The following is a 23,050-nucleotide window of genomic DNA, read 5'->3' on the forward strand; positions in this document are numbered from 1 at the left end:
TCCGCTCGGTGCGGCTTGACCCGACCGTGCAGGTTGTTAGGCTCCGCGCGGATACGACCGACAGAAAAGGGGCAGGATTTTGCGGGACGATATCGTGGGGATCTGCCGCTTTTCCTTTCTTGGCCGCTGTGACTGGGCCGAGACTGCCGGGAAAAAGGGAAAGGAACCCGGGCTGCTTGAGCGCCGTTTTTCCCGACTTTACGCCCCCGAAAGGCTTGAGCGGCGCTTTATCGCTTTCGAACGGCTCTGCCTGCCGTCGATCAAGGCTCAGACTGACACGGATTTCAGCTTTTGGATTCTGACCTCTCCCGAGCTGCCGCAGTATGCGTTGGACCGGCTGCGTGATCTTTGTGCCGGGGTGCCGCAGATCCGGCTGATCATCTCGGATGAGCGGGATACGCTCAATGCCCTGCGCGAGCCGCTGATTGCGGCAGCGGATGCGGCGGGACGCCCGGTTATCCAGTTTCGGGTCGATGACGACGATGCCTTCAGCCGCCACCATGTCGCGCGTATCCGGCATCATGCCCGCAGATTTGACGATGTCCCTGCCTTCGCCCTGAGCTATCCCAAGGGACTTGCCTATGGCAGCTACGAAGGCAATCCGGTCAGTTTCTGGCGCACCCACCAGTCATTCCTGGGGGCAGGGGCTGCGGTGCGGATGCGGGGGCCGGGACGGTGCATTTATGCCTTTAACCATTTCCAGCTGCCGCGGCATTTCCTTGCGCTGACCGATGTCGACGGGCTGGGATATGTGCAGACGCGCTGGGACGAAGGTGACTCGGTTGCGACCATTGTCGCCCATTTCCCGAAATGGTTTACCCCGCTTGACCCCGAAGAGTTCCAGCAAGCACTGGCCGATGATTTTCCGTTTCTGCAAGGTGTCGATCTGAGTTTTGTGGAACGCAAAGGGGCGGCCTGAAAGCCGCCCCTCTTTTCGTATTTCCAGCAACAGGTCAGTGCGAATACATGCTGACCTGTTTTGCATCTCCGCCCTGACCGATCATGTCGCGGCGGGCTTTCAGGCGGTTCAGCGCACCGACATAGGCCTTGACGCTGGCAAGGATCGTGTCGGTGTCCGAGGCTTGCCCGGTGGCGATGCGCCCCTCTTCCTCCATCCGCACGGTCACGGTGGCCTGAGCGTCCGTGCCCTCGGTCACGGCATGGACCTGATAGAGTTGCAGATGCGCATTATGCGGCCAGATTGATTTGACGGCCTTGAAGCAAGCATCGACCGGCCCGTCGCCCGAGGAATGAACGGTCTTTTCTTCGCCACCGACCAGCATGACCAGATCGGCCGACTGCCCGTCCGAGCCGCAGACGACGCGCAGATGCTTGACCTGCAGGTAATCGTCCTCGGTATTCGTTGCTGCGTCCTGCACCAGCGCAACCAGGTCGTCGTCATAGACCTCTTTCTTGCGGTCGGCCAATGCCTTGAAGCGGACAAAGACGTCCTTCAGCTGGTTGTCACCCAACTCATAGCCCAGCTCGCGCAGCTTGGCGCGCAGGGCAGCGCGACCCGAGTGCTTGCCCATGGCGATATTGGCCTCATTCAGACCGATATCGGTGGGTTTCATGATCTCAAACGTCTCGACGTTTTTCAGCACGCCGTCCTGATGGATGCCGGATTCATGCAGGAAGGCGTTCTTGCCGACCACCGCCTTGTTCGGCTGGACGACAAAGCCCGAGGCCTGTGACACCCGCCGCGACAGCGCCATGATCTTGGTGGTGTCGATGCCGGTCGTGAAGGGCATGATGTCATGGCGCACCTTCAGCGCCATCACAACTTCTTCCAGGGCCGTGTTGCCGGCACGTTCGCCCAAACCGTTGATCGTGCATTCGATCTGACGCGCGCCTCCCTCGACCGCGGCCAGCGAGTTCGCCGTCGCCATGCCCAGGTCGTTGTGGCAGTGGGTCGAGAAGATCACCTCATCCGCGCCCGGCACCCGCTCGATCAGCATACGGATCAGCTTGGCCGATTCCTGCGGCGCGGTGTAGCCAACGGTGTCGGGGATGTTGATGGTGCGGGCACCGCATCTGATCGCGATCTCGACCACCCGGCACAGATAGTCATGCTCGGTCCGGGTTGCGTCCATGGGCGACCATTGCACGTCGTCGCAAAGATTGCGGGCATGGGTCACCGTCTGCTGGATACGCTCGGCCATCTGGTCCATGTCCAGATTGGGTATGGCGCGATGCAGGGGAGAGGTACCGATAAAGGTATGAATGCGCGGCCGTCTGGCATGTTTCACCGCCTCCCAGCAGCGGTCGATGTCGGGGAACTGCGCGCGGGCCAGACCGCAGATCGCAGAGTTGCGCGAACGTTTGGCGATTTCGGATACGGCGGTGAAATCGCCCTCCGAGGCGATCGGGAAACCGGCCTCGATGATATCGACGCCCATCTCGTCCAGCATCTCGGCGATGTCCAGTTTTTCGGTATGGCTCATCGTCGCGCCGGGCGACTGTTCGCCATCGCGCAGGGTGGTGTCAAAGATCAATACGCGGTTCGGATCGGTCATTTCGGGAATCCTTCTTCATGCTCACAGGGTCCGGGCACGAACCTGACTGAGCGGCGGCCCGGAGACCCGCTCAGCGCAGCGTAAGAAGAAGGAGACCGCGGAGGTTCACGGCAAAGCGCGCGCCGTTTCGCGCGTCGGGGGCCGTGGCAATGATCTGCTTTGTCCGAGTCATGGCGCGGAATATAAGACCCGTCTCGCCGGGTTGAAAAGATCAAAATTGTCGTGGCGGCGCTTTTTACCGCCTTTTCCCTGTCCTCGGCCTGACAGCGGGGACACCCCGCCCGGACATGACCGGGCGGGGTGCAGGGTGGCCGATTGATCTTTACAGTGCGCGCCAACCGATATCGCGGCGATAAAACCCCTCGGGCCAGTCAATCGCGCGGGCCAGCTCATAGGCACGCTCATGCGCCTCGGCCAGTGTTGCGCCGCGTCCTGTCGCGGCCAGAACCCGGCCTCCACTCGCTACGATCTGGCCATCTTTCCGGGCAGTTCCGGCGTGGAATACCATGCGGAAACTGTCCTGTGGCAGGGTATCAAGGCCCCGGATCGCGCTGCCCTTTTCATAGGTGCCGGGATAGCCGTTCGCCGCCAGAACCACGGTCAGGGCATGATCGTCAGCCCAGTTCACGGTCATGTCAGAAAGGCGCCCTTCGGCGCAGGCAAGGATCAGGTCCAACGCCTGCGCGCCCAACCGCAACATCAGTACCTGACATTCCGGGTCGCCAAAGCGGACGTTATATTCGACCAGCCGCGCCCGCCCGTTCTGGATCATCAGCCCGGCGTAAAGCACCCCCTGGAACGGAGTGCCGCGCCGCGCCATCTCGGCCACGGTCGGGCGCACGATTTCGTCCATGACCTGTTCCTGAATGGCGGGGGTCAGGACAGGGGCGGGGGAATATGCCCCCATGCCGCCGGTATTCGGGCCGGTATCGCCCTCGCCAACACGTTTGTGGTCCTGAGCAGTGCCGATCGGCAGGCAGTCGGTGCCGTCGCAAAGGATAAAAAAGCTGGCTTCCTCGCCCTCCATGAACTCTTCGATCACCACCTCGGCCCCGGCCTCGCCAAAGGCACCGCCAAAGGCATCATCCACGGCGGCGATGGCCTCGGCTTCGGTCATGGCAACGGTCACGCCCTTACCAGCCGCCAGCCCGTCGGCCTTGATGACAATGGGCACGCCCTTTTCACGGATATAGGCGCGGGCGGGCTCGGCGGCGTCGAACCGTGCCCATGCGGCGGTCGGTGCGCCGCAGGCGTCGCAAACCTCTTTAGTAAAGCTTTTTGATGCCTCAAGCATCGCGGCGGCCCGCGACGGGCCAAAGACCAGAATGCCCGCCCCGCGCAGATCATCAGCTACCCCGGCTGCCAACGGCGCCTCGGGGCCGACCACCACCAGATCGATGGCATTTTCCTCACAAAAACCGATCACAGCGGGACCAGAGAGAATGTCGAGCTCCGCCAGTCGAACCAGAGGCTCCATCCCGGCATTGCCCGGCGCTACGAACAGGCGGTCGCATTTCGGGTTCTGGCGGATCGCCCATGCCAGCGCATGTTCGCGCCCGCCGCTGCCGAGGATCAGGATATTCATGCGCAAAAGGCCCCCTTGCCATTGGTCCCGCGCCTTCTAGGAACTGGCCCGCGCCGGATCAATCCCCTTGATCCTGCGACCAGCCCGCGCCACAACCGGGACATGGAGCTTTTTGAAGACACCGCCCCCGGTAACGCCCATGAGTTCACCGTGTCCGAGATTTCGGGTGCGGTCAAACGTGTGCTCGAGGGCGAATTCGGCCGCGTCCGCGTTCGTGGAGAGATTGGCCGCGTTTCGCGCCCTTCCTCGGGTCATCTTTATTTCGATCTCAAGGATGATCGGTCGGTGCTTGCCGCCGTGAGCTGGAAAGGGCAGGTTGCGCGCCTTTCGACCCGGCCCGAAGAAGGGCTTGAGGTTATTGCCACCGGCCGTCTCACCACTTTTCCCGGTCAGTCGAAATATCAGCTGATCGTTGAGGAAATCGAACCAGCCGGCCTTGGTGCGCTGATGATGATGCTGGAAAAGCGTCGCAAGGCACTGGCTGCCGAGGGGCTTTTCGACGACGCGCGCAAACGTCCGCTGCCTGCACTGCCAGGGGTAATTGGCGTCGTGACCTCGCCATCCGGGGCGGTGATCCGCGACATCCTGCATCGGCTGCGCGACCGTTTCCCAACCCGGGTGCTGATCTGGCCGGTCGCAGTACAGGGAGAGGCCTGCGCGCCGCAAGTTTCGGCAGCGATCCACGGCTTTAACGCGCTGCCCGAGGACGGGCCTGTCCCGCGCCCCGATCTTATTATCGTTGCGCGCGGTGGCGGCAGCCTTGAGGACCTTTGGGGCTTTAACGAAGAGGTTGTGGTCCGGGCCGCGGCAGACAGTCAGATCCCGCTGATTTCGGCTGTCGGGCATGAAACCGACACGACCCTGATCGACTTTGCCGCCGACCGCCGGGCGCCCACCCCGACCGCTGCCGCCGAAATGGCGGTGCCGGTTCGGGCCGAACTCGCCGCGCGGCTGACCGAGTTGCAGGTGCGGATGATGCGCGCCGCCCAGGCCCGTAGCCAAAGCCTGCGTCAGCGGCTTTCCGATCTTGGCCGCGCGCTTGGCCGGCCACAGGCCCTGACTGATCCGGCGCGCCAACGCTTCGACCTTTTTGCCGAACGGCTAGAGCCGGGCCTGCGCGGTTTCGTACGCTCCCGCCGCGACCAGTTGAACGCCCTGCCGCTGTCCTTGTCGATGTTGCGGACGATGATGCGCAATCGCCGCGAGGCACTGCAAACTCAGTCTGCACGCCTGCCGCAGGGCCTGCAGCGCCTGCGCCAGCACAGATCCGAACGCCTGATCGACCTTGCGCAGCGACTCGAACGCGGCCGCGCGCGCGGTCTTGCTGACAGCACCCGCCAACTGGCCCGTGACCGTGCTGCGCTCGACCAGCTCACCACTCGCCTTACCGCAGTCCGTGTCCGCGCTATTTCGCAACGCCGTGACGCGCTGGACCGGCTGGACAGGCTGCGCCAGACGCTTGGCTATCAGGAGACTCTGCGGCGCGGCTTTGCAGTGGTACGGGGCCCGAACGGCCTCATCACCACCGCGACCGAGGCTACGCAGACCGCGCGCTTTGAGGTCCAGTTTCAGGATGGTCGCATGACTGCCCGACCTGACACGCCGCCCTCCAAAACCAGCCGCAGGCCGCCCGCGCCAAAGGATCAAAAGACCCTTTTCTAGGCGCGCGCCCGGCTTCTTTCGTGCCAAAATATCCCGGGGGAGCGCCGCAGGCGCGGGGGCAGAGCCCCCTTTTACCGCGCCAGATCTCGCGGCCTCAGCATCAGCCACAAAAGTGCGCCACCGGCCAGTACCAGAAACGGCAGCATGGCAAGGTTTACCGCGCTCCATCCGGCTTGGGCCGAGCCGCCCATGCAGTTCATCAACCCGCCCGAAGACAAAGAGGCCAGGAACACGCCAAAGAACACTACGGCGTCGTTCAGCCCCTGCACCCGCTCACGTTCTTCGGGCCGATGGGCGCGGGTCAGCATGGCGGTTGCGCCAATATAGCCAAAGTTCCAGCCAAGCCCCAAAAGGATCATCGCCAGATAGAAATGTGGCAACTCGACCCCCGACAGGGCCACTGCGCCAGCTCCGGCCAGAATCGCAAGGCCGACCATGACGATACGGGTGGCGCCGAAACGCGCGATCAGATTGCCGGTGAAAAATGACGGCGCGAACATCGCAAGCACATGGCCTGAAACGATATTCGCCGCATCGGTGGTGGCAAAGCCACAGCCGACCACAGCCAAGGGGGCCGAAGTCATCACCAGATTCATCAGCGCATAAGAGACCATGCCGCAGATCATCGCCACGGCGATCTGAGGCACGCGGATCAGCTCGGCGACCGAGCGGCCTTCGGCATGTCTTCCGACAGCTCGCGGAGTGGTTGGAATATCAAGAAAAGCGAACAGCACCGGCCCCAGCAGGTTCAGCCCGATGATTGCTCCGTAAGTGGCAAGAAAGGGAATGGCCGTCAGATCGGCGGTCATCCGTACCAGCGCCGGGCCGGTGAAGGCTGCGGCAAGCCCGCCGGCCAGCACCCATGAGATGGCCTTGGACTCAAACTCGGGCGGGGCGCAATCTGTGGCGGCAAAACGGAAAAAACCCTGTGCCGCCATATAAACCCCGGTCAGCAGCGCGCTGGCGGTGAAAAGCCAGAAATACCCGGTAGCCAGCGCATAGGCTGCAATCGCTGCGCCCAAGGCCGCCGCGCCGCAGGCCAGCAGGAACCCGGCCCGTCGCCCGTGCCGCCGCATGAAACCCGACAAGGGCCGTGCCGACAGGGCCGACCCCAGGACCATCATCGACAGTGGCAGGGTGGCGATACAGGGGTTGGGGCTCAGCATCTGGCCCGCCAGCCCCCCGACGATGAAAATCATCGACATCTGTGCGCCAAGCAGCGCCTGCGCAAGCAGCAAAACCGCTACATTGCGCCAGGCTCGGCGCATCACATCGGGATGGGCAAGGTCGGGCGTAGCGGTCATTTCAACGCGGCTGCGTCTTGGGCACGCGTTTCGATTGCACCCCAGTTGCCTGCCGCGACATCGGCGTCGGGCGCAATCCAGCTGCCCCCAACGCAAACAACATTCGGCAGACCCAGATAGTCCGGCGCATTCTGCATCGTGACCCCGCCGGTCGGGCAGAAGCTGACCTGCGGCAGAGGACCAGCCAAGGATTTCAGCGATTTGGCCCCGCCAGCAGCCTCGGCGGGAAAGAATTTCAGCATCGAATAGCCAAGCTCCATCGCCCGCATCACCTCAGAGGCGGTGACGGCGCCCGGCAAAAGCGGCAGGCCGATGTCCTCGCAGGCCCGTGCAAGCGTTTCGGTCAGGCCGGGCGAAACGGCAAAGCTTGCGCCTGCATCCTTGGCACGTTTGGCGTCGTCAGGGGTCAGGACGGTTCCTGCGCCGACATGGCCCCCCGGAACCTTGGCCATGGCACGGATCACGTCCAGTGCGGCCGGGGTGCGCAGCGTCACCTCAAGTACCGGCAGCCCACCCGTGACCAGCGCGGTTGCCAACCCTTCGGCGCGCGAGGCATCGCCCACCACCAGAACCGGGATCACCGGAGCGAGTTCACAAAGCGCGCGGGTTTTCCGGGACTGTTCTGCGGGGGTCATGACGGGCCTCGTTCTTGCGGAAATCTGCGCGCAGGTTGCGCTTTTCCGCGTCAGATCGCAAGGGTGTATGTTAGCGTTAACTTATCTGTTCCGATCAGCCGCCAAAACTGCTGCGCGAACCCGAGCGGGCAGTTGCCGAGGCGCCAAAGCCGCCCCGCTGGCTGACCTGTGCTGCGGTCATCGGCGGTTTACCGATGGTCGAGGGCGCGCGTTGAAAGGTCGAAGAGGGGACCTTGCCTGCACCACGGTTGCTGGCGAAACTCTGGTCGCCCTTGGGTGTCGAAAAGCGCCCGTCGGCGGTCTTGACCATGGGCTGGGAAAAGATCCCGCCACCGCGCGACATCATCGAACCCATCATGTAACCGACCAGCAGCGGCATGAACGAGAAGCCACCGCCCGAGCTTTGCGCCACAGGATCATTGCCGCAATTTCCGGCGCCGTGCTGCTGTTCGCACAGCTCTTTGGACTCGTAGCGTGGCGCGGTTTCCAGAAACTCTTGCTCGGCTGCCGCAAAGTTCTTGCGGCAGTCCTCTTCGGTGAACCACAGGGTTTCCTGTTTGCTGGCGGCGATGCAGCTTTCCAGATCGGGAAAGCTTTGCGCGTCCATACGGTCATCCTCGCAGGCGGCAAGGGCAAGGGTCGCGGTCCCGGCGAGAACCAGCGCGACGTGGCGCGAGCGTTTGCGGGTAAGGCGTTCGGTCATGGGTCAGCCCTCGATAAAATGCGGCTTGAAGCGGGAAAGGTTGTGGGTGATGAGCGAGCGATCTTCGCGCAGGCCAAGGCCGCAGCAGCTTTCGCCAACGATCCATGCACCCAGTACAGGATGAAAACCGCCGAAATCGGGCAGGCGGGCCAGCCCCTGAACGATCATCGGATGATGCGAATAACTGTCATCCGGGGTGCGGGCAAGCTCTGACCCGTTTTCATGCAGCACCACCCCGGCACCCTCGCGCGAAAAGATCGGCTTGGTGACATAGCCCTGCGACAGCAGGTCACGGGCCGCGCCAAAGGCATCGGCGACCTCGGGTGCAGGCGTACCACCAGACAGCGCCTCCTGCACATCGGCCAGAAAGAACGCGGGCAGCAGGTTCGGATGTCCGGGGAACATCTGCCACAGCAGCGGCAAGAGGCCCTTGTTTGACAGGATCGCCTTCCACGGCGGCTCGATGAAACGTGTGCCCGAGCTTTGCAGATGCGTGGCAAATTCATCGCGCAGCATGTCCTCCCACGGATAAAGCTTGAAAAGCGTGCCGATGACGCGCGACTGGTCGTCGGCAAACTGCCCTTCGTCCGTCACGCCGATCTGTGCCAGCGGCGTGAAATGGGCGCCAAGCCCCGCCTCGCGCGCAGCCCAGGCAAGCGTCTCGACTGTGGCATAGTCCTCGGGGTTGTCGGGATCGGCTGCGAAATGGACATCCTCGCCATCGGCGCAGATCTGGGTCCAGCGCGCAACGATGGCCTCATGGATGCTGTTGAACTGGTCGGCATCAGGATCCAGAACGCCCGCCGCCTGTTGCTGTTCGAACCATAGCCACTGAAAGCTTGCGGATTCGTAAAGCGAGGTCGGCGTGTCGGCGTTATATTCCAGCAGTTTTGCGGGACCTTTTCCATCATAGGCCAGATCCATACGGCCATAAAGCTCGGGCTCGCTGCGTGCCCAGCTTGCTGCGATCAGGTCCCAGTGCTGGCGCGGAATATCAAGACGGGTCAGCCAGAATTCGTCCTGCACGGCGCGGTCCACCGCCTCGCGGCACAGTGCGTGCAGTTCGGTCGCCGGGGCCTCGATATCCTCTTCGATCTCGCGCAGGGTAAAGCGATAGGCGCTCGTCTCGTCCCAGTAAGGCTCTCCGCCCATATCGGCAAAGGTAAAGCCCAGCTTTTCGGCTTCGTCACGCCAGCCGGGTCGCTCGGGAAGGGTGCGTTTTTCCATGATCTCTCCTTGGCCTGACCCGAGATAGGGCGGCAGCGGGGGTGGGTGCAACCCTGATGACCCGATTACAGGCAGCGGCCGATGATCTTTCCGGTCACGCGCAACCCCTTTAAAAGCCGGAAAGTCTGCGAGAACTGCAGGACCTGCACGAAGGATCCGGAGAACCCGCTGTGGGCCGGGAAGGCCGTATGGTCGCAGCAACGGCGGTCATGCCGGACAAGGACATGACCTTCATCCGGGATCAGGCCCCGAGAATGCTGGTGACAGTTTATGCGGCCAGCGATTATGCACGGGCACTGATCGCTGCAAGCACGGGTCATGAGCGCGAAGGCTAGACCGCGACGCCGAATATCTTGCCGATCACGGCGGTGATCCCCAGCGCAAAAAGCCCGCCCAGCGTGACGCGCAGCACCGCCCGACCGGGAGGAGCGCCCCCCGCCCAGGCGCCAAGTGCACCAAGCGCCGCCAGTGCCAGTACGACGGCGACCAGAACGCTGATGATAACCGCGCCGCCGGGGGCCAGAATCGCTGCGATCAGCGGCACCGCCGCCGCGGTGCTGAACGTCACGGCCGAGGCCAGCGCCGCCTGCAACGGGTTGGCGTTCGAGGCCTCGCTAAGCCCCAGCTCATCGCGCACATGGGCACCTAGCGCGTCATGCGCGCTCACCTCGCGCGCGGCCTGCAAGGCGGTGCCCGGGGCCATACCGCGCGCCTCGTAGATCGCGGCCAGCTCGTGCAGTTCTTCTTCGGGCATTTCGCGCAGGGCGGTGGCTTCGCGGGCGATATCGGCGCGCTCGGTATCCGATTGCGAGCTGACCGAGACATATTCGCCCATCGCCATCGACATTGCGCCCGCAACCAGACCGGCAAGGCCTGCGATCAGAATCGCCTCGCGCCCCGGATCGGCCGCAGCGACGCCGGTAATCAGCGCCCCGACCGAGACGATGCCATCGTTTGCCCCCAGAACCGAGGCACGCAGCCAGCCTAACCGGCTGACGTAATGGGGATCGTCGGGATGAGCGCTGAGATGTCTGGTCATGGCAAACCTCGGGGCTGTTCTTTGCGCCCAGATTAACCTGCCGATTCTCATTTGCCAGTCTTGCGTCCTGCCTTGGGGGCGGTCACGCTGACAGCGGACGAATCCCGCCGACAGGAGGTGAAATATGCCGCATGGCCGGGTCCTGCCGCCCGCAAGAAACCTGATCGGAGGTGAGTGGTTGCCCGCCACCTCGGGCGCTGTAATGCCGATGATTTCGCCGATTGATGGTCAGCCCTTTGCGATGATTGCCGAATCCGGTCCCGAGGATGTCGATGCGGCTGTCCGTGCTGCCCGGACGGCCCTTGAGGGCGACTGGGGTCGATTGACCGCCGCCGAGCGGGGACGGCTGATGCTGCGCCTGGCCCTGCGCATCGAGGACGAGGCCGAGGCGCTTGCCCAGCTTGAGACCCGCGACAACGGCAAGCCTGTTGCTCAGTCCCGTGCCGATATGACCGCACTTGCGCGTTATTTCGAATATTACGGCGGCGCAGCGGACAAGCTGCATGGAGAGGTCATCCCGTTCCTGAACGGCTACGACGCCATGTCCATGCGCGAACCGCATGGCGTGACCGCCCATATCATTCCCTGGAACTATCCGGTGCAGATATTTGGCCGCTCGGTCGGTGCGGCGCTGGCCGTAGGCAATGCGACAGTGACAAAGCCTGCCGAGGACGCCTGTCTGACGATCCTGCGCATAGGCGAACTTGCAGCTGAGAGCGGCTTTCCGCCCGGCGCGATCAATATCGTCACCGGGCGCGGCGTGGTGGCGGGACAGGCGCTTTCGGAACATCCGGGCGTCGATTTCATCAGCTTCACCGGTTCGCCCGAGGTTGGACAGGCGATCCATATCGCCGCCGCCCGCAACCACATTCCCTGCACGCTGGAACTTGGCGGAAAGTCACCGCAGATTGTCTTTGACGATGCCGATCTTGTGGCAGCGGCGCCGGTCATCGTCAATGCGATTGTCCAGAACGGCGGCCAGACCTGCTCCGCCGGGTCGCGGGTGCTGATCCAGCGCGGGATATGGGAACGGCTGACCACCATGCTTGCCGAACGCTTCGCGACGGTCGAGGCCAGCCCGGCCGAGGGGGCGCTGCTTGGCCCCCTGATCTCGGCCCGGCAAAAGGCGCGGGTCGAGCGTTATATTGACGAGGCCGACGCACCTTTGATCGCAAGGGGGCGGATCGCACAGGACGCGCCGGCGGCGGGGTTCTATGTTGCTCCGGCGCTGTTCGGCCCGGTCGATCCGACCAGCCCGATCGCGCAGGAAGAGATATTTGGCCCGGTTCTGGCCGCCATCCCCTTTGACAGCGAGGCAGAGGCCATCGCCATCGCCAATGGCACCGAATACGGGCTTGTCGCCGGTATCTGGACAAAAGACGGCGACCGGCAGGCCCGCATGGCCCGGGCAATGCGCTGCGGGCAGGTGTTCATCAACAGCTACGGGGCCGGGGGCGGGATCGAACTGCCCTTTGGTGGCGTGCGCAAATCCGGTCACGGGCGTGAAAAGGGCTTTGCTGCCCTGTACGAATTCTCGCGCCTGAAAACCGTGGTTCATCGTTTTACATAGTGAGGGAGGAAGGGACATGAGGCTTGCAGGCAAGACAGCATTGGTGACGGGCGCAGGCTCGGGTTTTGGCAAGGGTATTGCCGAGACATTTGCCCGAGAAGGGGCGCGGGTCGCGGTTCTGGACGTCAACGCGCAGACGGCAAGCGCGGTCGCCTCGGCCATCAGCGGGCTTGCGCTTACCTGCGACGTCAGCCGGGGCGATCAGGTAAAGGCAGCGGTGGACAAGACCCTGGATGAGTTCGGCAGCCTTGATATCGTGGTGAACAATGCGGGCTGGACGACGCCGAACGGCGCGTTGCTGGACACGGACGAGGCGGCTTTCCGCAAGATTTATGACATCAATGTGCTGTCGATTTTTCACATGACCCATGCGGTATTGCCGCATTGGCGCAAGCGCGGGCAGGGCGTGATGATCAATGTCAGTTCTACCGCTGGCATCCGGCCGCGTCCGGGTCTGACCTGGTACAATTCGTCAAAAGGGGCGGTGAACACGCTGACCCGCAGCATGGCGGTGGAACTGGCGCCCGAAGGTATCCGCGTGAACGCCATTGCCCCGGTGATGGGCGAGACGGGGATGCTTGAGCTTTTCATGGGCTGCGAAGACACGCCAGAGAACCGGGCGCGCTTTCTGTCGACCATTCCGCTTGGTCGGCTGTCGCAGCCGCGCGATATCGCGAATGCTGCGCTTTACCTCTCTTCGGATGAGGCCGATTTCATCACCGGCGTCATCCTTGAGGTCGATGGCGGGCGGACGGTCTAACCGGCCGCCTGCGCCCGGCGTGTGGCAAGGTTGCGCCACGCAAAGGCCAGCACGAAAAGCACCGTCAGCACCAGAACGATGGTCGGGGCCGGGGCGCTGTTCAGCCAGAAGCTGATCCAGACCCCGGCGACCGCCCCGAATGCGGCGACCCCAACCGAGGTAACCAGCATGGCGGCGAGCCGTCGCGTGACCAGAAAGGCAATCGCCCCGGGGGCGATCAACAGCGCCACGGCCAGAATGATCCCGACCGAGCTGAGCATCGCAACCACCGTGGCCGAAATCATGGCAAGCAGCCCATAGTTCAGCAGGTTAAGTGCCAGTCCTGAAACCCGCGCCTGCACCGGGTCAAAAGCCAGCAGCGCAAGGTCGCGCCATTTCAGGATCAGCCCCAGCCCGACCATGGCCGAGATGATCCCGGCCAGCCTCAGATCCTCGGGACCAACGCCCAGCATGTTGCCAAACAGGATGTGATCCAGATGCAGATCGGTCTGGATCGCGGTGTAAAGCACCACCCCCAGCCCGAACATGCCCGACATGACGACGCCCAGTACCGTGTCGGCTTTGACCCGGCTGTTGCCCTGCAACCAGCCCGACAGCATGGCGCAGCCAAGCCCGGCAACGAATGCGCCAAGGATCAGCGGCAGGCCCGCGATATAGGCCAGCACTACACCCGGCAGCACCGCATGACTGACCGCATCGCCCATCAGCGACCAGCCTTTGAGCACCAGAAAACAGGATAAAAGACCGGCGGGCAGGGCGATCATCAACCCGATCAGTGCCGCATCGCGCATGAAGGGAAAGGTAAAGGGCAAAGTCAGCCAATCCATCATGCGCCCTCCGGCGTCGGCTCAAGCGCCTCTCGCGCACGGCGGCGGGCGGCGAAATAGCCGTGCTTCGGCGCAAACAGGAAGGCGATCAGAAAGATGAGGGTTTGCAGACAGACGATCACCCCTCCGGTCGCGCCGTCCAGAAAGAACGACACATAGGCACCAATGGCCGAAGTCAGAGAGCCGATTGCCACCGAGGTCAGGATCAGCCTGGGAAAACGGTCGGTCAGCAGATAGGCGGTAGCCCCGGGCGTCACGACCAGCGCGACGACCAGAAACGCTCCGACCGTCTGCATGGCCGCAACCGTGCAGGCCGACAGAAGGGTAAAGAACAGTACCTTCAACGCCTGTGGGTTCAGCCCAATGGTCCGGGCATGGCTTTCGTCGAAAAAGACCACCATCAGATCCCGCCATTTCGCCGCGAGAATGATCAGAGAGATGCCGCCGATCAGCGCCAGCTGCAGCGTATCTTCGGGCGTGATCGCAAGGATATTGCCCATGGTGATGGTTTGTACGCTGACGGACATCGGGTTCAGCGACACCATGAACAGGCCCAGCCCAAAGAAGCTGGTAAAGATCAGTCCGATGATTGCATCCTCGCGCAAGCCGCTGCGCTTATTCAGAAATAACATGGTCAGCGCGGCAAGCCCCCCGGACAGAAAAGCCCCCAGTGCAAAGGGCAGGCCCAGCATATAGGCCCCCGCAACACCCGGCACGATCGAATGGCTCAGCGCGTCGCCGATCAGCGACCAGCCCTTGAGCATCAGATAGGCCGAAAGAAAGGCGCAAACCCCACCGACCAGAGCCGACACCCAGATCGCATCGGTCATATAGCTGTATTCAAAGGGCACCAGTAATGTGCGGATCATTTCGGCGCGGCCTCCTCGCGGGTGCTGCGCTGCTTGTCGTCGTAAAAGACCAGCGGCCGCTCATCATCGGACAGAACCGTCAGGCCGCGCGGGTCGTCGTCGTCATGCAGATGCCGTGCCCCCAGAACAAAGTGCCGCAGCACACCGCCAAAGGTCAGGCGCAGGTTCTCGGGGGTGAAAACCTCGTCCGTTGGACCATGGGCCAGAACGGTGTTTTTCACCAGCACCACACGGTCGCAATATTCGGGGACCGAGCCCAGGTCATGGGTCGAAACCAGCATGACCCGGCCCTCATCCCGCATCTGTTGCAACAGCTCGATGATCGCGGATTCGGTTTTTACATCCACGCCGGTAAAGGGTTCATCAAGCAGGATAACCCGCGCGCCCTGTGCCAGCGCCCGGGCCAGAAATACACGCTTTTTCTGCCCACCCGACAGCTCTCCGATCTGGCGATGGCGGAAATCCTGCATGTTCACGCGCGACAGCGCCTCATCGACGGCGCGGCGGTCCTCGGGGCGCGCGCGACGCAGAAACCCCATATGGCCGTAGCGGCCCATCATCACCACATCCTCGACCAGAACCGGAAAGGTCCAGTCAACCTCTTCCGCTTGCGGAACATAGGCGATCAGGTTCTGGCGCAGCGCCTGCGGCACGGCCATGCCAAGGACGCGCACCTTGCCGGCCGCCGCTGGAACAAACCCCATCAATGCCTTGAAGAGGGTGGATTTTCCCGCGCCATTCACGCCAACCAACGCGGTGACCGAGGCTTGCGGGACGGTAAAGTTTGCATCACGCAAAGCGGTAAACCCGTTGCGATAGGTCACAGTCAGGCCGGCGACCTCGATGCCGGGGGTGTCACTCATCCGAAAGCCCCTTGAGAATGGTCTCTGACGTAACCTGCAGCAAGTCCAGATAGGTCGGGACCGGTCCGTCGGGGTCAGAGAGGCTGTCGACGTAAAGGACGCCGCCATAGCGCGCCCCGGTTTCAGAGGCGATCTGCCGCGCCGGACGATCCGAGACGGTGCTTTCCGAGAATACCACCGGAATATCATGCTCGCGAATGGCATCCACGACCCGGCGCACCTGTTGGGGTGTGCCCTGCGCGTCGGCGTTGATCGGCCACAGGAACAGTTCGTTAAGGTGGAAATCGCGGGCGAGATATGAGAACGCCCCCTCAGATGTGACCAGCCAGCGCTTTTCAGCAGGCAAAGCACGGACGGCGTCGCGCAGCGGGCCAATGGTGCGGGCGATCTCAGCCTTATAGTTTTCGGCATTGGCGCGGTAGGTCGCCTCGCCCCCGGGATCGGCCTTGGACAGTGCAGCGGCGATATTATCGATATAGGTCAGTGCAGTATCCAGGGCCATCCAGGCATGTGGGTTGGGCTTGCCGTCATAATGCCCGCCCGAAATCGGCATCGGCTCGATCCCCTCGGTCACGGTAGCCGAGGGCAGGTCGCCAAGGTTTCTCAGGAACTGTTCAAACCACAGCTCAAGGTTCATGCCATTGCGCAGGATCAGCCCGGCGTCACGTACGCCGATCAGATCGCTGGGCGTCGGTTCATAATTGTGGATCTCGGCCCCTGGCTTGGTGATTGACACCACCTTGGCCCGGTCACCAGCCACATTGCGCGCCATATCGGCAATGATGGTGAAAGTGGTCGCCACCTTGAGCTTGCCGTTCTGCGCCCAGGCTGCGTGCGGGATGATGGCCGGGGCCGCCAGCCCCGCCAGACTCGTTGTCAGAAAGCTTCTGCGATTCATGATGATCTCAATCCTGTGCTGATGCCCTTATCTGCGAACGATTCTCAACTGTCAAGCCAGTTGCAATTTATTCGCATCTGCGCCAGAAAGCGGCATGGAGATCGAGAGCCGCGCCCAAGCCTTTGAGGACGCGCTGCGCCGGGTCGGCGTGCGCATTACCCGCCAGCGGGCCGCACTGTTGCGGGTGTTGGCTGATGCCGAGGATCACCCCGACGCGACCCAACTGCATCAGCGCGCCATGGCTGCGGGGGCAGGGGTGTCGCTTGCGACGGTCTATCGCACGCTTGCGGCACTCGAGACCCAGGGGGTGATCCAGAAGCTTGAATTCGAGGGTGAGCCCGCCCGGTTCGAGCCTGCCGACGGCAATCACCACGACCACATGATTGATGTCGAAACCGGCGAGGTCATGGAGTTCGTCAACGAGCGTATCGAACGCCTGCAGGCCGAGATCGCCGCCGAGATGGGCTATGAGATCGTCCGGCACCGGCTGGAGCTTTACGTCCGGCGCCGCAGATGACGTTAAGGGTGTTTGACAAGATCATCTCGGACCGCGGATCCCGCTACGCGGTATCGGGTGGTCCGGCGCGCAGCCGTGATGAGGCCGGGGAACTGCTTGCCGAGCTGCGCCGCAACAAGCGTTTCGCCAAGGCCACCCACAACACCTGGGCGGCGATTCTGTCGGGCGAGGCGGTACGGGACGATGACGGTGAGGCAGGGGCCAGCCAGATCATCCTGCAAATGCTGGAACGCGCCGATCTGACCGACCATGTGGTCATTGTGACGCGCTGGTATGGTGGCAAGCATCTCGGCGGCGACCGCTTCCGCCATGTGGTCGCGGCAGTGCGGCATTACCTGGCCGGGATCGGGCGCTAGGTCCCGGGTCTGTCCCCGGGTTTCCAGGCGTGGGCCTGCAATAGCGCCAGCGGCACAATCTCCAGCGTGCGAGAGTGGGTTGCCTCAAGCACCACTTTGGGCGCGGCAAACTCTTCGGCCGCCTGCAAAAAGCGTGCGGCACACAGGCACCAGCGGTCACCGGGCTTTAGTCCGGGAAATCGGAACTCGGGTCGCGGGGTGCTAAGGTCATTGCCAAGGTATTTTGAAAGGGCAAGGAATTCGGCAGTGACGATGACGCAGACCGTATGGCGGCCAACATCCTCGGGACCTGTATTGCAACAGCCATCGCGGAAAAAGCCGGTCAATGGCGCGGTCGAGCAGGACTCGAGCGGTGTGCCCAGAACGTTAATCGGCGCGTCCATTGTCATATCTCCTCAGGCTGCCAGTCGATCCAGCGGGCATGGAAATCGGCCCGCCCAAGGCTCCATCTGCGCATCTCACCGCCTGTCCACAACCGCAGGGTCAGGGCTGCGCCTTCGCCTCCGTCAGATTCCATCGACAGATGCGCCAATGGGCGATCGGCGCTGGTATCGGCGCCAGCAATATCAAGCGCTGCCTCAACCTGATCGCGGGTCGAGGTTGGGAAATACTGCGCCGCCACGGTATGATACACAAGCCGTCCATGGGGGCAGGGTTCAGCCAACTGCCTGGAAAGCCAGTGACCGGCATCGTCGCGGTCAACGCGCACGGGATGCCGCTTGGCCACGGCCAGGGCTGCCCGCATGCGCTGAAGCCGTTCGTGCTGGTCGGCCCAGATATAGGCAAGCAGCCGCAACCCGTCGCGAGTGGGATCAAGCGGATGCAGGTCAACGCCACGCGCCGATCCGATCAGCAGCTTTGCGCGCAAAGGCTGTTTGCCGCGCCACTCAGGTGAGAGGGAGACAGTATCGGAATATTCATAAAGAAAATTATTATTTTTTATTTCAATATTATAAAATGGAAAGTTCAGGTTGATTCCAGCACTGGCGCCAAGTTCCAGCAGATCAAAGCGGCAATCCGGCAGCAGCGCGGCCAGAAACCAGCTACCCGCGATCAATACCGCCGAGCGGGCAACCTCATTTGTTTGCGGCGCATGCTCGATCCATTCTAGAATATGCTGTTCATGGCGTTGAATTACCTTTGATATCTCTTTGCGCAAGACGCTTTCGTCAGAACGTTTATAGGCACCGGCCAGACCTTGGGTCTGTCCGGTCAGCACAAGCGCATGCAGCGCCCCGCACAGCCGCAGCGGCACGGAATCAGCACGATAGCTGGGATCCCCCGGCCAATTCCGTATCCGTTCCGCTAACGCGCCATGATCATGCGCAAGAATTTCGGCCAGTGCTTCGCAAACCTGCGCGGTCAGGGGGGAGCCGAGAGAACGGCAAGCCCGCGCCTGTTCAGCAAAAGCGTCACGCCACGCCATTCAACGAAACCGTTCAGTAAGCGCGCGCAGCCGATCTGCCAGGCTGGGTGGGTCATTGGCAGGTGGATCATCCGCAGCCTTTCGCGCAGACTTTCCCGGTTCAGGACCCCGCACGGGCTTGCTGCCACTGTTCCGGGGTGGTGCGACCCTTGCCGCAACTGCGTTCATGAACCGCGCGTCATCGCCCTTGGCCAGTGCATCTGCCCCGTCTGAAATGCCGCGCAACAGATCCTCAAGCCCCGCCTCTTCGGCCTTGGCAAAATCCGACAGGACATAGCCCGCGACGCGGTCCTTGTGGCCGGGGTGACCGATTCCGATGCGCAGCCGGCGATAAGCCTCGCCGATATGCTGGTGAAGCGATCGCAGCCCGTTATGTCCGGCGTGGCCTCCGCCGGTCTTTAGCCGTACCTTGCCGGGTGCGAGATCCAGCTCATCATGCAGCACGATGACGTCTTCGGGGGCGATTTTCAGATAGCGCATTGCCTCTCCGACCGACTGGCCGGACAGATTCATAAATGTCGCGGGTTTGAGCAGGGTGATACGCAATCCTCCCAGCCGGCCTTCAGAGATCTGGCCCTGAAAACGGTCGCGCCAGGGCGAAAAACCGTGATCTGCGGCGATGCGATCGACCGCCATGAAGCCCACATTGTGCCGGTTCGCGGCATATTTCGTGCCCGGATTGCCCAGGCCAACGATCAGTTTCATGCGTTTCTCCGTCGCTCGGACGCCAGATTACCGGCGCTGGCGGAGGGGAGCAAATTTTATCGCTCTCTTGTCCTTTCGGGCTGTCGTTACTAAGACTCTGTCAACCTTTTGCGACTAGGAACGACCTGACGGCGGGACGGTCCCGCGACGAGGCGCAAGATGGGCAGGCCAGGCAGGGACACAAGGCAAGGAAAGACATGCAAAATCCGGCAGAATTCTACATGAACACGCTCGTCCCGATGGTCGTAGAGCAGACCAGCCGCGGCGAACGTGCCTATGACATCTTCTCGCGCCTGCTGAAGGAAAGGATCATCTTTCTCTCGGGCCAGGTGCATGACGGCATGGCGACGCTGATCTCAGCGCAGCTGCTGTTCCTTGAGGCGGAAAACCCGACCAAGGACATCAGCATGTATATCAACAGCCCCGGAGGTGTGGTGACTGCGGGCCTGTCGATTTATGATACAATGCAATATATCAAGCCGCGCGTTTCGACCCTGGTGGTCGGGCAGGCGGCCTCGATGGGTTCGCTGCTGCTCTGCGCGGGCCAGCCGGGGATGCGCTTCTCGCTGCCCAACAGCCGCGTCATGGTCCACCAGCCTTCGGGAGGATTCCAGGGACAGGCGACTGATATCCTGATCCATGCGCGTGAAACCGAAAAACTCAAGCGCCGCCTGAACGAGATCTATGTTAAACACACGGGCCGCGAGCTGAGCGAAGTCGAAGAGGCGTTGGAGCGTGACCGCTTCATGTCGCCCGAGGAAGCAAAGGAATGGGGTCTCATTGATGAGATCCTGGAACCGCGCGGCAAGGCCGACCCCAGCAAGTGATCCCGGCCGCGAGAAGCTGTCGGACGAGCGTTTTGGGGATTGTGACGGGCTTGGGTGGCTCGTAACATGATGGGCAACGCATGGCGTGGCCTGGCCACGTGCAAAACAGGCGGTCGTCCGGTGCTTTTGCCGGGCCTCCGGTGCAATACGAGGATCAACTGATGGCCAATCCGACCGGTGGCGACAGCAAGAATACGCTCTACTGCAGCTTCTGCGGCAAGAGCCAGCATGAGGTGCGTAAGCTGATTGCCGGTCCGACCGTATTCATCTGTGATGAATGCGTCGAACTTTGCATGGACATCATCCGCGAAGAAACCAAGAGCTCGGCGTTGAAATCCGGGGACGGCGTGCCGACCCCGCGCGAGATCTGTAATGTTCTGGATGATTATGTGATTGGCCAGGAACATGCCAAGCGCGTGCTCTCGGTCGCGGTGCACAACCATTACAAGCGGCTGAACCACAGCTCAAAGAATGATATTGAGCTGGCAAAGTCGAACATCCTGCTGATTGGCCCCACGGGCTGTGGCAAGACGCTGCTTGCGCAAACCCTGGCCCGCATTCTGGACGTGCCATTCACCATGGCTGATGCGACCACGTTGACCGAGGCAGGCTATGTTGGCGAGGATGTGGAAAACATCATTCTGAAGCTTCTGCAGGCCAGCGAATACAACGTCGAGCGGGCGCAGCGCGGCATCGTCTACATTGACGAGGTCGACAAGATCACCCGCAAATCTGACAACCCCTCGATCACCCGCGATGTTTCGGGTGAGGGGGTGCAGCAGGCGCTGCTGAAAATCATGGAAGGTACGGTCGCCAGCGTGCCTCCACAAGGCGGTCGCAAGCATCCGCAGCAAGAGTTCCTGCAGGTGGATACGACAAACATCCTGTTCATCTGCGGCGGTGCTTTTGCCGGGCTTGACCGGATCATCGCACAGCGTAACAAAGGCACTGCGATGGGCTTTGGCGCCTCTGTCAAGGAAAACGACGATAAGGGTGTGGGCGAGCTTTTCAAGCAGCTTGAGCCCGAGGACCTGCTGAAATTCGGCCTGATCCCGGAATTTGTCGGTCGCCTTCCGGTCATCGCTACCCTGGGCGATCTGGACGAACAGGCGCTGATCACCATCCTGACCCAGCCCAAGAACGCGCTGGTCAAGCAGTATCAGCGGCTCTTTGAGCTTGAGGGCGTGAAGCTGACCTTCACCGAGGATGCCCTTGTCGCCATCGCCCGCCGCGCCATCAAGCGCAAGACGGGGGCACGCGGCCTGCGTTCGATCATGGAAGATATCCTGCTTGATACCATGTTCGATCTGCCGGGCATGAACAGCGTGGAAGAGGTCGTGGTCAATGAAGAGGCGGTGGAAAACTCGGCTGCCAAACCTTTGCTGATCCATACCGATTCCAAGAAGGAAACGGCGACCGCCGGTTAAATTGTACTCCCGGTGCGGTGTAGTCTGTGCCGTGCCGGGAGGTACCTGTTTGGTGTTATTTGATCCGCAGCTGAATGTACTTTCAGTACGCGGCTTTCTCGGTCGGCACATACCCCCCCCCGGCTCTGCAGCCGGGGCAAGCGGCAAGCCCGACAAGGTAAGCAACTCCTAGTCATCTGGAACTGTAGTTCATATCATTGACCCCTCCGATTTCGGAGGGATGATATGGTTGGTCGAGTAGCGGACGAGGTGGTTCTGAGTGCCGATGAACGCGACTTTCTCGAGGCGCATGTCCGGCGTCACCAGGCCACGCGGTCGCTGTCGGCCCGGTGCCGGATGGTTCTGCTCTGCGCGGAAGGGCTGCAAAGCAAGGAGGTCGGCGCGCGGCCCGGAGTGCATGAGCATACCGTCGGCAAGTGGCGCAGACAGTTCGTCAGGGACCGGATCGAGGGATTGACCGACGAATATCGTCCCGGCCGGCCCCGCACAGTATCGGACGACCAGGTGGCCGAGGTCATCGAACGGACGCTGAACACCACGCCGAAGGACGCCACCCATTGGTCGATCCGCTCGATGGCCGCGGTGACGGGCCTGTCGCACACCACGATCCGCCGGATCTGGGCCGCCTTCGGCCTGCAGCCACATTGCAGTGAGACCTTCAAGCTTTCCACCGATCCGCTGTTCGTCGACAAGGTGCAGGATATCGTCGGCCTTTACATGGCCCCGCCGAACCGGGCCATCGTGCTGTGCGTGGACGAAAAATCCCAGATTCAGGCGCTGGATCGGGAACAGCCGGTGTTGCCGATGGCGCCGGGTGTCGCCGAGCGGAGAACCCATAGCTATCTATATCCGCCACGGCACGACCTCGCTGCTTGCAGCACTCGATATCGCCACAGGGGCGGTGATCGGCAAATGCTACAAGCGGCACCGGGCGACCGAGTTCCTAGACTTCCTGAAGCGGATCGATGCAACCTTGCCGCAAGGACGGGATGTGTATCTGGTGATGGACAACTACGCCACCCACAAGACATCCAAAATCAAGGCCTGGCTCGCCCGGCGCCCGCATTGGCATGTGCATTTCACACCCACCTCGGCGAGTTGGATCAACCAGGTGGAGCGCTGGTTCGCGGAACTGACGCGCAAGCAACTGCAACGGGGTGTCCACCGCTCCACCGCAGACCTGGAGGCCGATATCGCCGCCTTCATAGACGCGCACAACGAAAACCCCAAGCCCTATCGATGGGTCAAATCTGCCGACGAAATCCTCGCATCCGTCAAACGCTTCTCCCAGAAAACACAGAAAAATCTATGTGCCGAACTCTAGATTCAGGTGA

At 62.2% G+C, this 23,050-nt stretch carries 23 protein-coding genes and 1 pseudogene; 10 read left to right on the forward strand and 14 right to left on the reverse strand.

From position 1 onward, the window contains the following. The first annotated feature begins 79 nt into the window (after window positions 1-79). Entirely contained in the window at window positions 80-919 is an 840-nt protein-coding gene (locus F8A10_RS05480; RefSeq protein ID WP_085501917.1) for a glycosyltransferase, read from the forward strand. A 34-nt stretch (window positions 920-953) separates the two neighbouring features. Here F8A10_RS05480 and F8A10_RS05485 read toward each other — a convergent pair whose 3' ends face one another. Further along, complete coding sequence (locus F8A10_RS05485) at window positions 954-2,516, reverse strand: 2-isopropylmalate synthase (RefSeq protein WP_010394876.1); 1,563 nt, start codon at window positions 2,514-2,516, stop codon at window positions 954-956. 322 nt (window positions 2,517-2,838) lie between these two features. Then, complete coding sequence (gene purD / locus F8A10_RS05490; RefSeq protein WP_152366867.1) at window positions 2,839-4,101, reverse strand: phosphoribosylamine--glycine ligase; 1,263 nt, start codon at window positions 4,099-4,101, stop codon at window positions 2,839-2,841. Between the two features lie 102 nt (window positions 4,102-4,203). Between purD and xseA the strand changes: the two genes are divergently transcribed. Then, window positions 4,204-5,763: an exodeoxyribonuclease VII large subunit gene (xseA, locus tag F8A10_RS05495; RefSeq protein WP_152367342.1), complete on the forward strand. Its 1,560-nt coding sequence runs from the start codon at window positions 4,204-4,206 to the stop codon at window positions 5,761-5,763. Window positions 5,764-5,834: 71 nt separating this feature from the next. Here xseA and F8A10_RS05500 read toward each other — a convergent pair whose 3' ends face one another. The 4 genes from F8A10_RS05500 to F8A10_RS05515 all read right to left on the reverse strand — a co-directional run bounded on the left by F8A10_RS05500 (window position 5,835) and on the right by F8A10_RS05515 (window position 9,632). Further along, window positions 5,835-7,067 carry an MFS transporter gene (locus tag F8A10_RS05500; protein WP_152366868.1) on the reverse strand — a complete coding sequence of 411 codons (1,233 nt, stop codon included), beginning with the start codon at window positions 7,065-7,067 and terminating at the stop codon, window positions 5,835-5,837. Further along, a complete protein-coding gene (gene eda / locus F8A10_RS05505) occupies window positions 7,064-7,702 on the reverse strand; it encodes a bifunctional 4-hydroxy-2-oxoglutarate aldolase/2-dehydro-3-deoxy-phosphogluconate aldolase (RefSeq protein WP_152366869.1) in 639 nt (212 codons plus the stop codon). The genes F8A10_RS05500 and eda overlap by 4 nt, the downstream gene beginning before the upstream one ends. A gap of 94 nt (window positions 7,703-7,796) precedes the next feature. Next, a complete protein-coding gene (locus tag F8A10_RS05510; RefSeq protein ID WP_010394887.1) occupies window positions 7,797-8,405 on the reverse strand; it encodes a DUF1190 domain-containing protein in 609 nt (202 codons plus the stop codon). Window positions 8,406-8,408: 3 nt separating this feature from the next. After that, the gene (locus tag F8A10_RS05515; protein WP_010394889.1) at window positions 8,409-9,632 is read right to left on the reverse strand and encodes a glutathionylspermidine synthase family protein; all 1,224 of its coding nucleotides are present in this window, start codon (window positions 9,630-9,632) and stop codon (window positions 8,409-8,411) included. A 188-nt stretch (window positions 9,633-9,820) separates the two neighbouring features. Here F8A10_RS05515 and F8A10_RS21070 point away from each other — a divergent pair, with 188 nt between their 5' ends. Beyond that, window positions 9,821-9,967: a hypothetical protein gene (locus F8A10_RS21070; protein ID WP_193668167.1), complete on the forward strand. Its 147-nt coding sequence runs from the start codon at window positions 9,821-9,823 to the stop codon at window positions 9,965-9,967. Here F8A10_RS21070 and F8A10_RS05520 read toward each other — a convergent pair. Beyond that, on the reverse strand, window positions 9,964-10,671 hold the full coding sequence (locus F8A10_RS05520; RefSeq protein ID WP_152366870.1) for a VIT1/CCC1 transporter family protein: 708 nt from the start codon (window positions 10,669-10,671) through the stop codon (window positions 9,964-9,966). The genes F8A10_RS21070 and F8A10_RS05520 overlap by 4 nt on opposite strands. Window positions 10,672-10,795: 124 nt before the next feature. Here F8A10_RS05520 and F8A10_RS05525 point away from each other — a divergent pair, with 124 nt between their 5' ends. Both F8A10_RS05525 and F8A10_RS05530 read left to right on the forward strand, forming a co-directional pair. Continuing rightward, window positions 10,796-12,241 carry an aldehyde dehydrogenase family protein gene (locus F8A10_RS05525; protein ID WP_152366871.1) on the forward strand — a complete coding sequence of 482 codons (1,446 nt, stop codon included), beginning with the start codon at window positions 10,796-10,798 and terminating at the stop codon, window positions 12,239-12,241. Window positions 12,242-12,257: 16 nt separating this feature from the next. Then, window positions 12,258-13,001, forward strand: coding sequence for an SDR family oxidoreductase (locus F8A10_RS05530; RefSeq protein WP_152366872.1), 744 nt, complete (start codon window positions 12,258-12,260; stop codon window positions 12,999-13,001). Here F8A10_RS05530 and F8A10_RS05535 read toward each other — a convergent pair. Genes F8A10_RS05535 through F8A10_RS05550 form a run of 4 tightly spaced genes read right to left on the reverse strand, consistent with a single transcriptional unit; the run spans window position 12,998 to window position 16,458 of the window. Continuing rightward, window positions 12,998-13,831: a metal ABC transporter permease gene (locus F8A10_RS05535; RefSeq protein ID WP_193668169.1), complete on the reverse strand. Its 834-nt coding sequence runs from the start codon at window positions 13,829-13,831 to the stop codon at window positions 12,998-13,000. The two genes, F8A10_RS05530 and F8A10_RS05535, sit on opposite strands and share 4 nt — an antisense overlap. After that, the gene (locus F8A10_RS05540) at window positions 13,828-14,697 is read right to left on the reverse strand and encodes a metal ABC transporter permease (protein WP_085501909.1); all 870 of its coding nucleotides are present in this window, start codon (window positions 14,695-14,697) and stop codon (window positions 13,828-13,830) included. Before F8A10_RS05540 ends, F8A10_RS05535 begins: the two co-directional genes overlap by 4 nt. Then, a complete protein-coding gene (locus tag F8A10_RS05545; RefSeq protein WP_010394905.1) occupies window positions 14,694-15,560 on the reverse strand; it encodes a manganese/iron ABC transporter ATP-binding protein in 867 nt (288 codons plus the stop codon). The genes F8A10_RS05540 and F8A10_RS05545 overlap by 4 nt, the downstream gene beginning before the upstream one ends. After that, complete coding sequence (locus F8A10_RS05550) at window positions 15,553-16,458, reverse strand: metal ABC transporter substrate-binding protein (protein ID WP_010394907.1); 906 nt, start codon at window positions 16,456-16,458, stop codon at window positions 15,553-15,555. Before F8A10_RS05550 ends, F8A10_RS05545 begins: the two co-directional genes overlap by 8 nt. A gap of 94 nt (window positions 16,459-16,552) precedes the next feature. On the opposite strand from F8A10_RS05550, the gene F8A10_RS05555 reads away from it, so the two are divergent. Continuing rightward, window positions 16,553-16,975: a Fur family transcriptional regulator gene (locus tag F8A10_RS05555; protein ID WP_010394910.1), complete on the forward strand. Its 423-nt coding sequence runs from the start codon at window positions 16,553-16,555 to the stop codon at window positions 16,973-16,975. After that, window positions 16,972-17,331, forward strand: coding sequence for a YigZ family protein (locus F8A10_RS05560; protein WP_010394913.1), 360 nt, complete (start codon window positions 16,972-16,974; stop codon window positions 17,329-17,331). The genes F8A10_RS05555 and F8A10_RS05560 overlap by 4 nt, the downstream gene beginning before the upstream one ends. On the opposite strand, the gene F8A10_RS05565 is transcribed toward F8A10_RS05560, so the two are convergent. From F8A10_RS05565 to pth, 3 genes are read right to left on the reverse strand one after another with little or no spacing between them, the layout of a single operon-like run. Beyond that, entirely contained in the window at window positions 17,328-17,714 is a 387-nt protein-coding gene (locus tag F8A10_RS05565) for a DUF2237 family protein (protein ID WP_152366873.1), read from the reverse strand. The two genes, F8A10_RS05560 and F8A10_RS05565, sit on opposite strands and share 4 nt — an antisense overlap. A gap of 2 nt (window positions 17,715-17,716) precedes the next feature. Further along, window positions 17,717-18,757 carry a DUF2332 domain-containing protein gene (locus F8A10_RS05570; RefSeq protein WP_152366874.1) on the reverse strand — a complete coding sequence of 347 codons (1,041 nt, stop codon included), beginning with the start codon at window positions 18,755-18,757 and terminating at the stop codon, window positions 17,717-17,719. Beyond that, window positions 18,758-19,462 (reverse strand): aminoacyl-tRNA hydrolase, encoded by a 705-nt coding sequence (pth, locus tag F8A10_RS05575; RefSeq protein WP_152366875.1) that lies wholly within the window; start codon window positions 19,460-19,462, stop codon window positions 18,758-18,760. Window positions 19,463-19,659: 197 nt separating this feature from the next. Between pth and F8A10_RS05580 the strand changes: the two genes are divergently transcribed. The 3 genes and pseudogenes from F8A10_RS05580 to F8A10_RS05590 all read left to right on the forward strand — a co-directional run bounded on the left by F8A10_RS05580 (window position 19,660) and on the right by F8A10_RS05590 (window position 23,040). After that, entirely contained in the window at window positions 19,660-20,289 is a 630-nt protein-coding gene (locus F8A10_RS05580) for an ATP-dependent Clp protease proteolytic subunit (RefSeq protein ID WP_085501905.1), read from the forward strand. Window positions 20,290-20,450: 161 nt separating this feature from the next. Next, the gene (clpX, locus tag F8A10_RS05585; RefSeq protein ID WP_152366876.1) at window positions 20,451-21,716 is read left to right on the forward strand and encodes an ATP-dependent Clp protease ATP-binding subunit ClpX; all 1,266 of its coding nucleotides are present in this window, start codon (window positions 20,451-20,453) and stop codon (window positions 21,714-21,716) included. Between the two features lie 225 nt (window positions 21,717-21,941). Then, window positions 21,942-23,040, forward strand: a pseudogene (locus F8A10_RS05590) (IS630 family transposase). The last annotated feature ends 10 nt before the right edge of the window (window positions 23,041-23,050 follow it).

The sequence above is a fragment of the Paracoccus kondratievae genome (genome assembly GCF_009301415.1).
GTDB classification, from domain to species: domain Bacteria; phylum Pseudomonadota; class Alphaproteobacteria; order Rhodobacterales; family Rhodobacteraceae; genus Paracoccus; species Paracoccus kondratievae.

Excerpts from the sequence above, each read along its gene's own strand:
- xseA (WP_152367342.1), top strand. The coding sequence starts at position 4,204 with ATGGAGCTTTTTGAAGACACCGCCCCCGGTAACGCCCATGAGTTCACC.
- F8A10_RS05485 (WP_010394876.1), bottom strand. The coding sequence starts at position 2,516 with ATGACCGATCCGAACCGCGTATTGATCTTTGACACCACCCTGCGCGAT.
- clpX (WP_152366876.1), top strand. The coding sequence starts at position 20,451 with ATGGCCAATCCGACCGGTGGCGACAGCAAGAATACGCTCTACTGCAGC.
- F8A10_RS05500 (WP_152366868.1), bottom strand. The coding sequence starts at position 7,067 with ATGACCGCTACGCCCGACCTTGCCCATCCCGATGTGATGCGCCGAGCC.
- F8A10_RS05565 (WP_152366873.1), bottom strand. The coding sequence starts at position 17,714 with ATGGACGCGCCGATTAACGTTCTGGGCACACCGCTCGAGTCCTGCTCG.
- purD (WP_152366867.1), bottom strand. The coding sequence starts at position 4,101 with ATGAATATCCTGATCCTCGGCAGCGGCGGGCGCGAACATGCGCTGGCA.
- F8A10_RS05535 (WP_193668169.1), bottom strand. The coding sequence starts at position 13,831 with ATGATGGATTGGCTGACTTTGCCCTTTACCTTTCCCTTCATGCGCGAT.
- eda (WP_152366869.1), bottom strand. The coding sequence starts at position 7,702 with ATGACCCCCGCAGAACAGTCCCGGAAAACCCGCGCGCTTTGTGAACTC.
- F8A10_RS05560 (WP_010394913.1), top strand. The coding sequence starts at position 16,972 with ATGACGTTAAGGGTGTTTGACAAGATCATCTCGGACCGCGGATCCCGC.
- F8A10_RS05515 (WP_010394889.1), bottom strand. The coding sequence starts at position 9,632 with ATGGAAAAACGCACCCTTCCCGAGCGACCCGGCTGGCGTGACGAAGCC.
- F8A10_RS05530 (WP_152366872.1), top strand. The coding sequence starts at position 12,258 with ATGAGGCTTGCAGGCAAGACAGCATTGGTGACGGGCGCAGGCTCGGGT.
- F8A10_RS05580 (WP_085501905.1), top strand. The coding sequence starts at position 19,660 with ATGCAAAATCCGGCAGAATTCTACATGAACACGCTCGTCCCGATGGTC.
- F8A10_RS05520 (WP_152366870.1), bottom strand. The coding sequence starts at position 10,671 with ATGACCAGACATCTCAGCGCTCATCCCGACGATCCCCATTACGTCAGC.
- F8A10_RS05545 (WP_010394905.1), bottom strand. The coding sequence starts at position 15,560 with ATGAGTGACACCCCCGGCATCGAGGTCGCCGGCCTGACTGTGACCTAT.
- pth (WP_152366875.1), bottom strand. The coding sequence starts at position 19,462 with ATGAAACTGATCGTTGGCCTGGGCAATCCGGGCACGAAATATGCCGCG.
- F8A10_RS05550 (WP_010394907.1), bottom strand. The coding sequence starts at position 16,458 with ATGAATCGCAGAAGCTTTCTGACAACGAGTCTGGCGGGGCTGGCGGCC.
- F8A10_RS05555 (WP_010394910.1), top strand. The coding sequence starts at position 16,553 with ATGGAGATCGAGAGCCGCGCCCAAGCCTTTGAGGACGCGCTGCGCCGG.
- F8A10_RS05540 (WP_085501909.1), bottom strand. The coding sequence starts at position 14,697 with ATGATCCGCACATTACTGGTGCCCTTTGAATACAGCTATATGACCGAT.
- F8A10_RS05510 (WP_010394887.1), bottom strand. The coding sequence starts at position 8,405 with ATGACCGAACGCCTTACCCGCAAACGCTCGCGCCACGTCGCGCTGGTT.
- F8A10_RS05570 (WP_152366874.1), bottom strand. The coding sequence starts at position 18,757 with ATGGCGTGGCGTGACGCTTTTGCTGAACAGGCGCGGGCTTGCCGTTCT.
- F8A10_RS05525 (WP_152366871.1), top strand. The coding sequence starts at position 10,796 with ATGCCGCATGGCCGGGTCCTGCCGCCCGCAAGAAACCTGATCGGAGGT.
- F8A10_RS21070 (WP_193668167.1), top strand. The coding sequence starts at position 9,821 with ATGGTCGCAGCAACGGCGGTCATGCCGGACAAGGACATGACCTTCATC.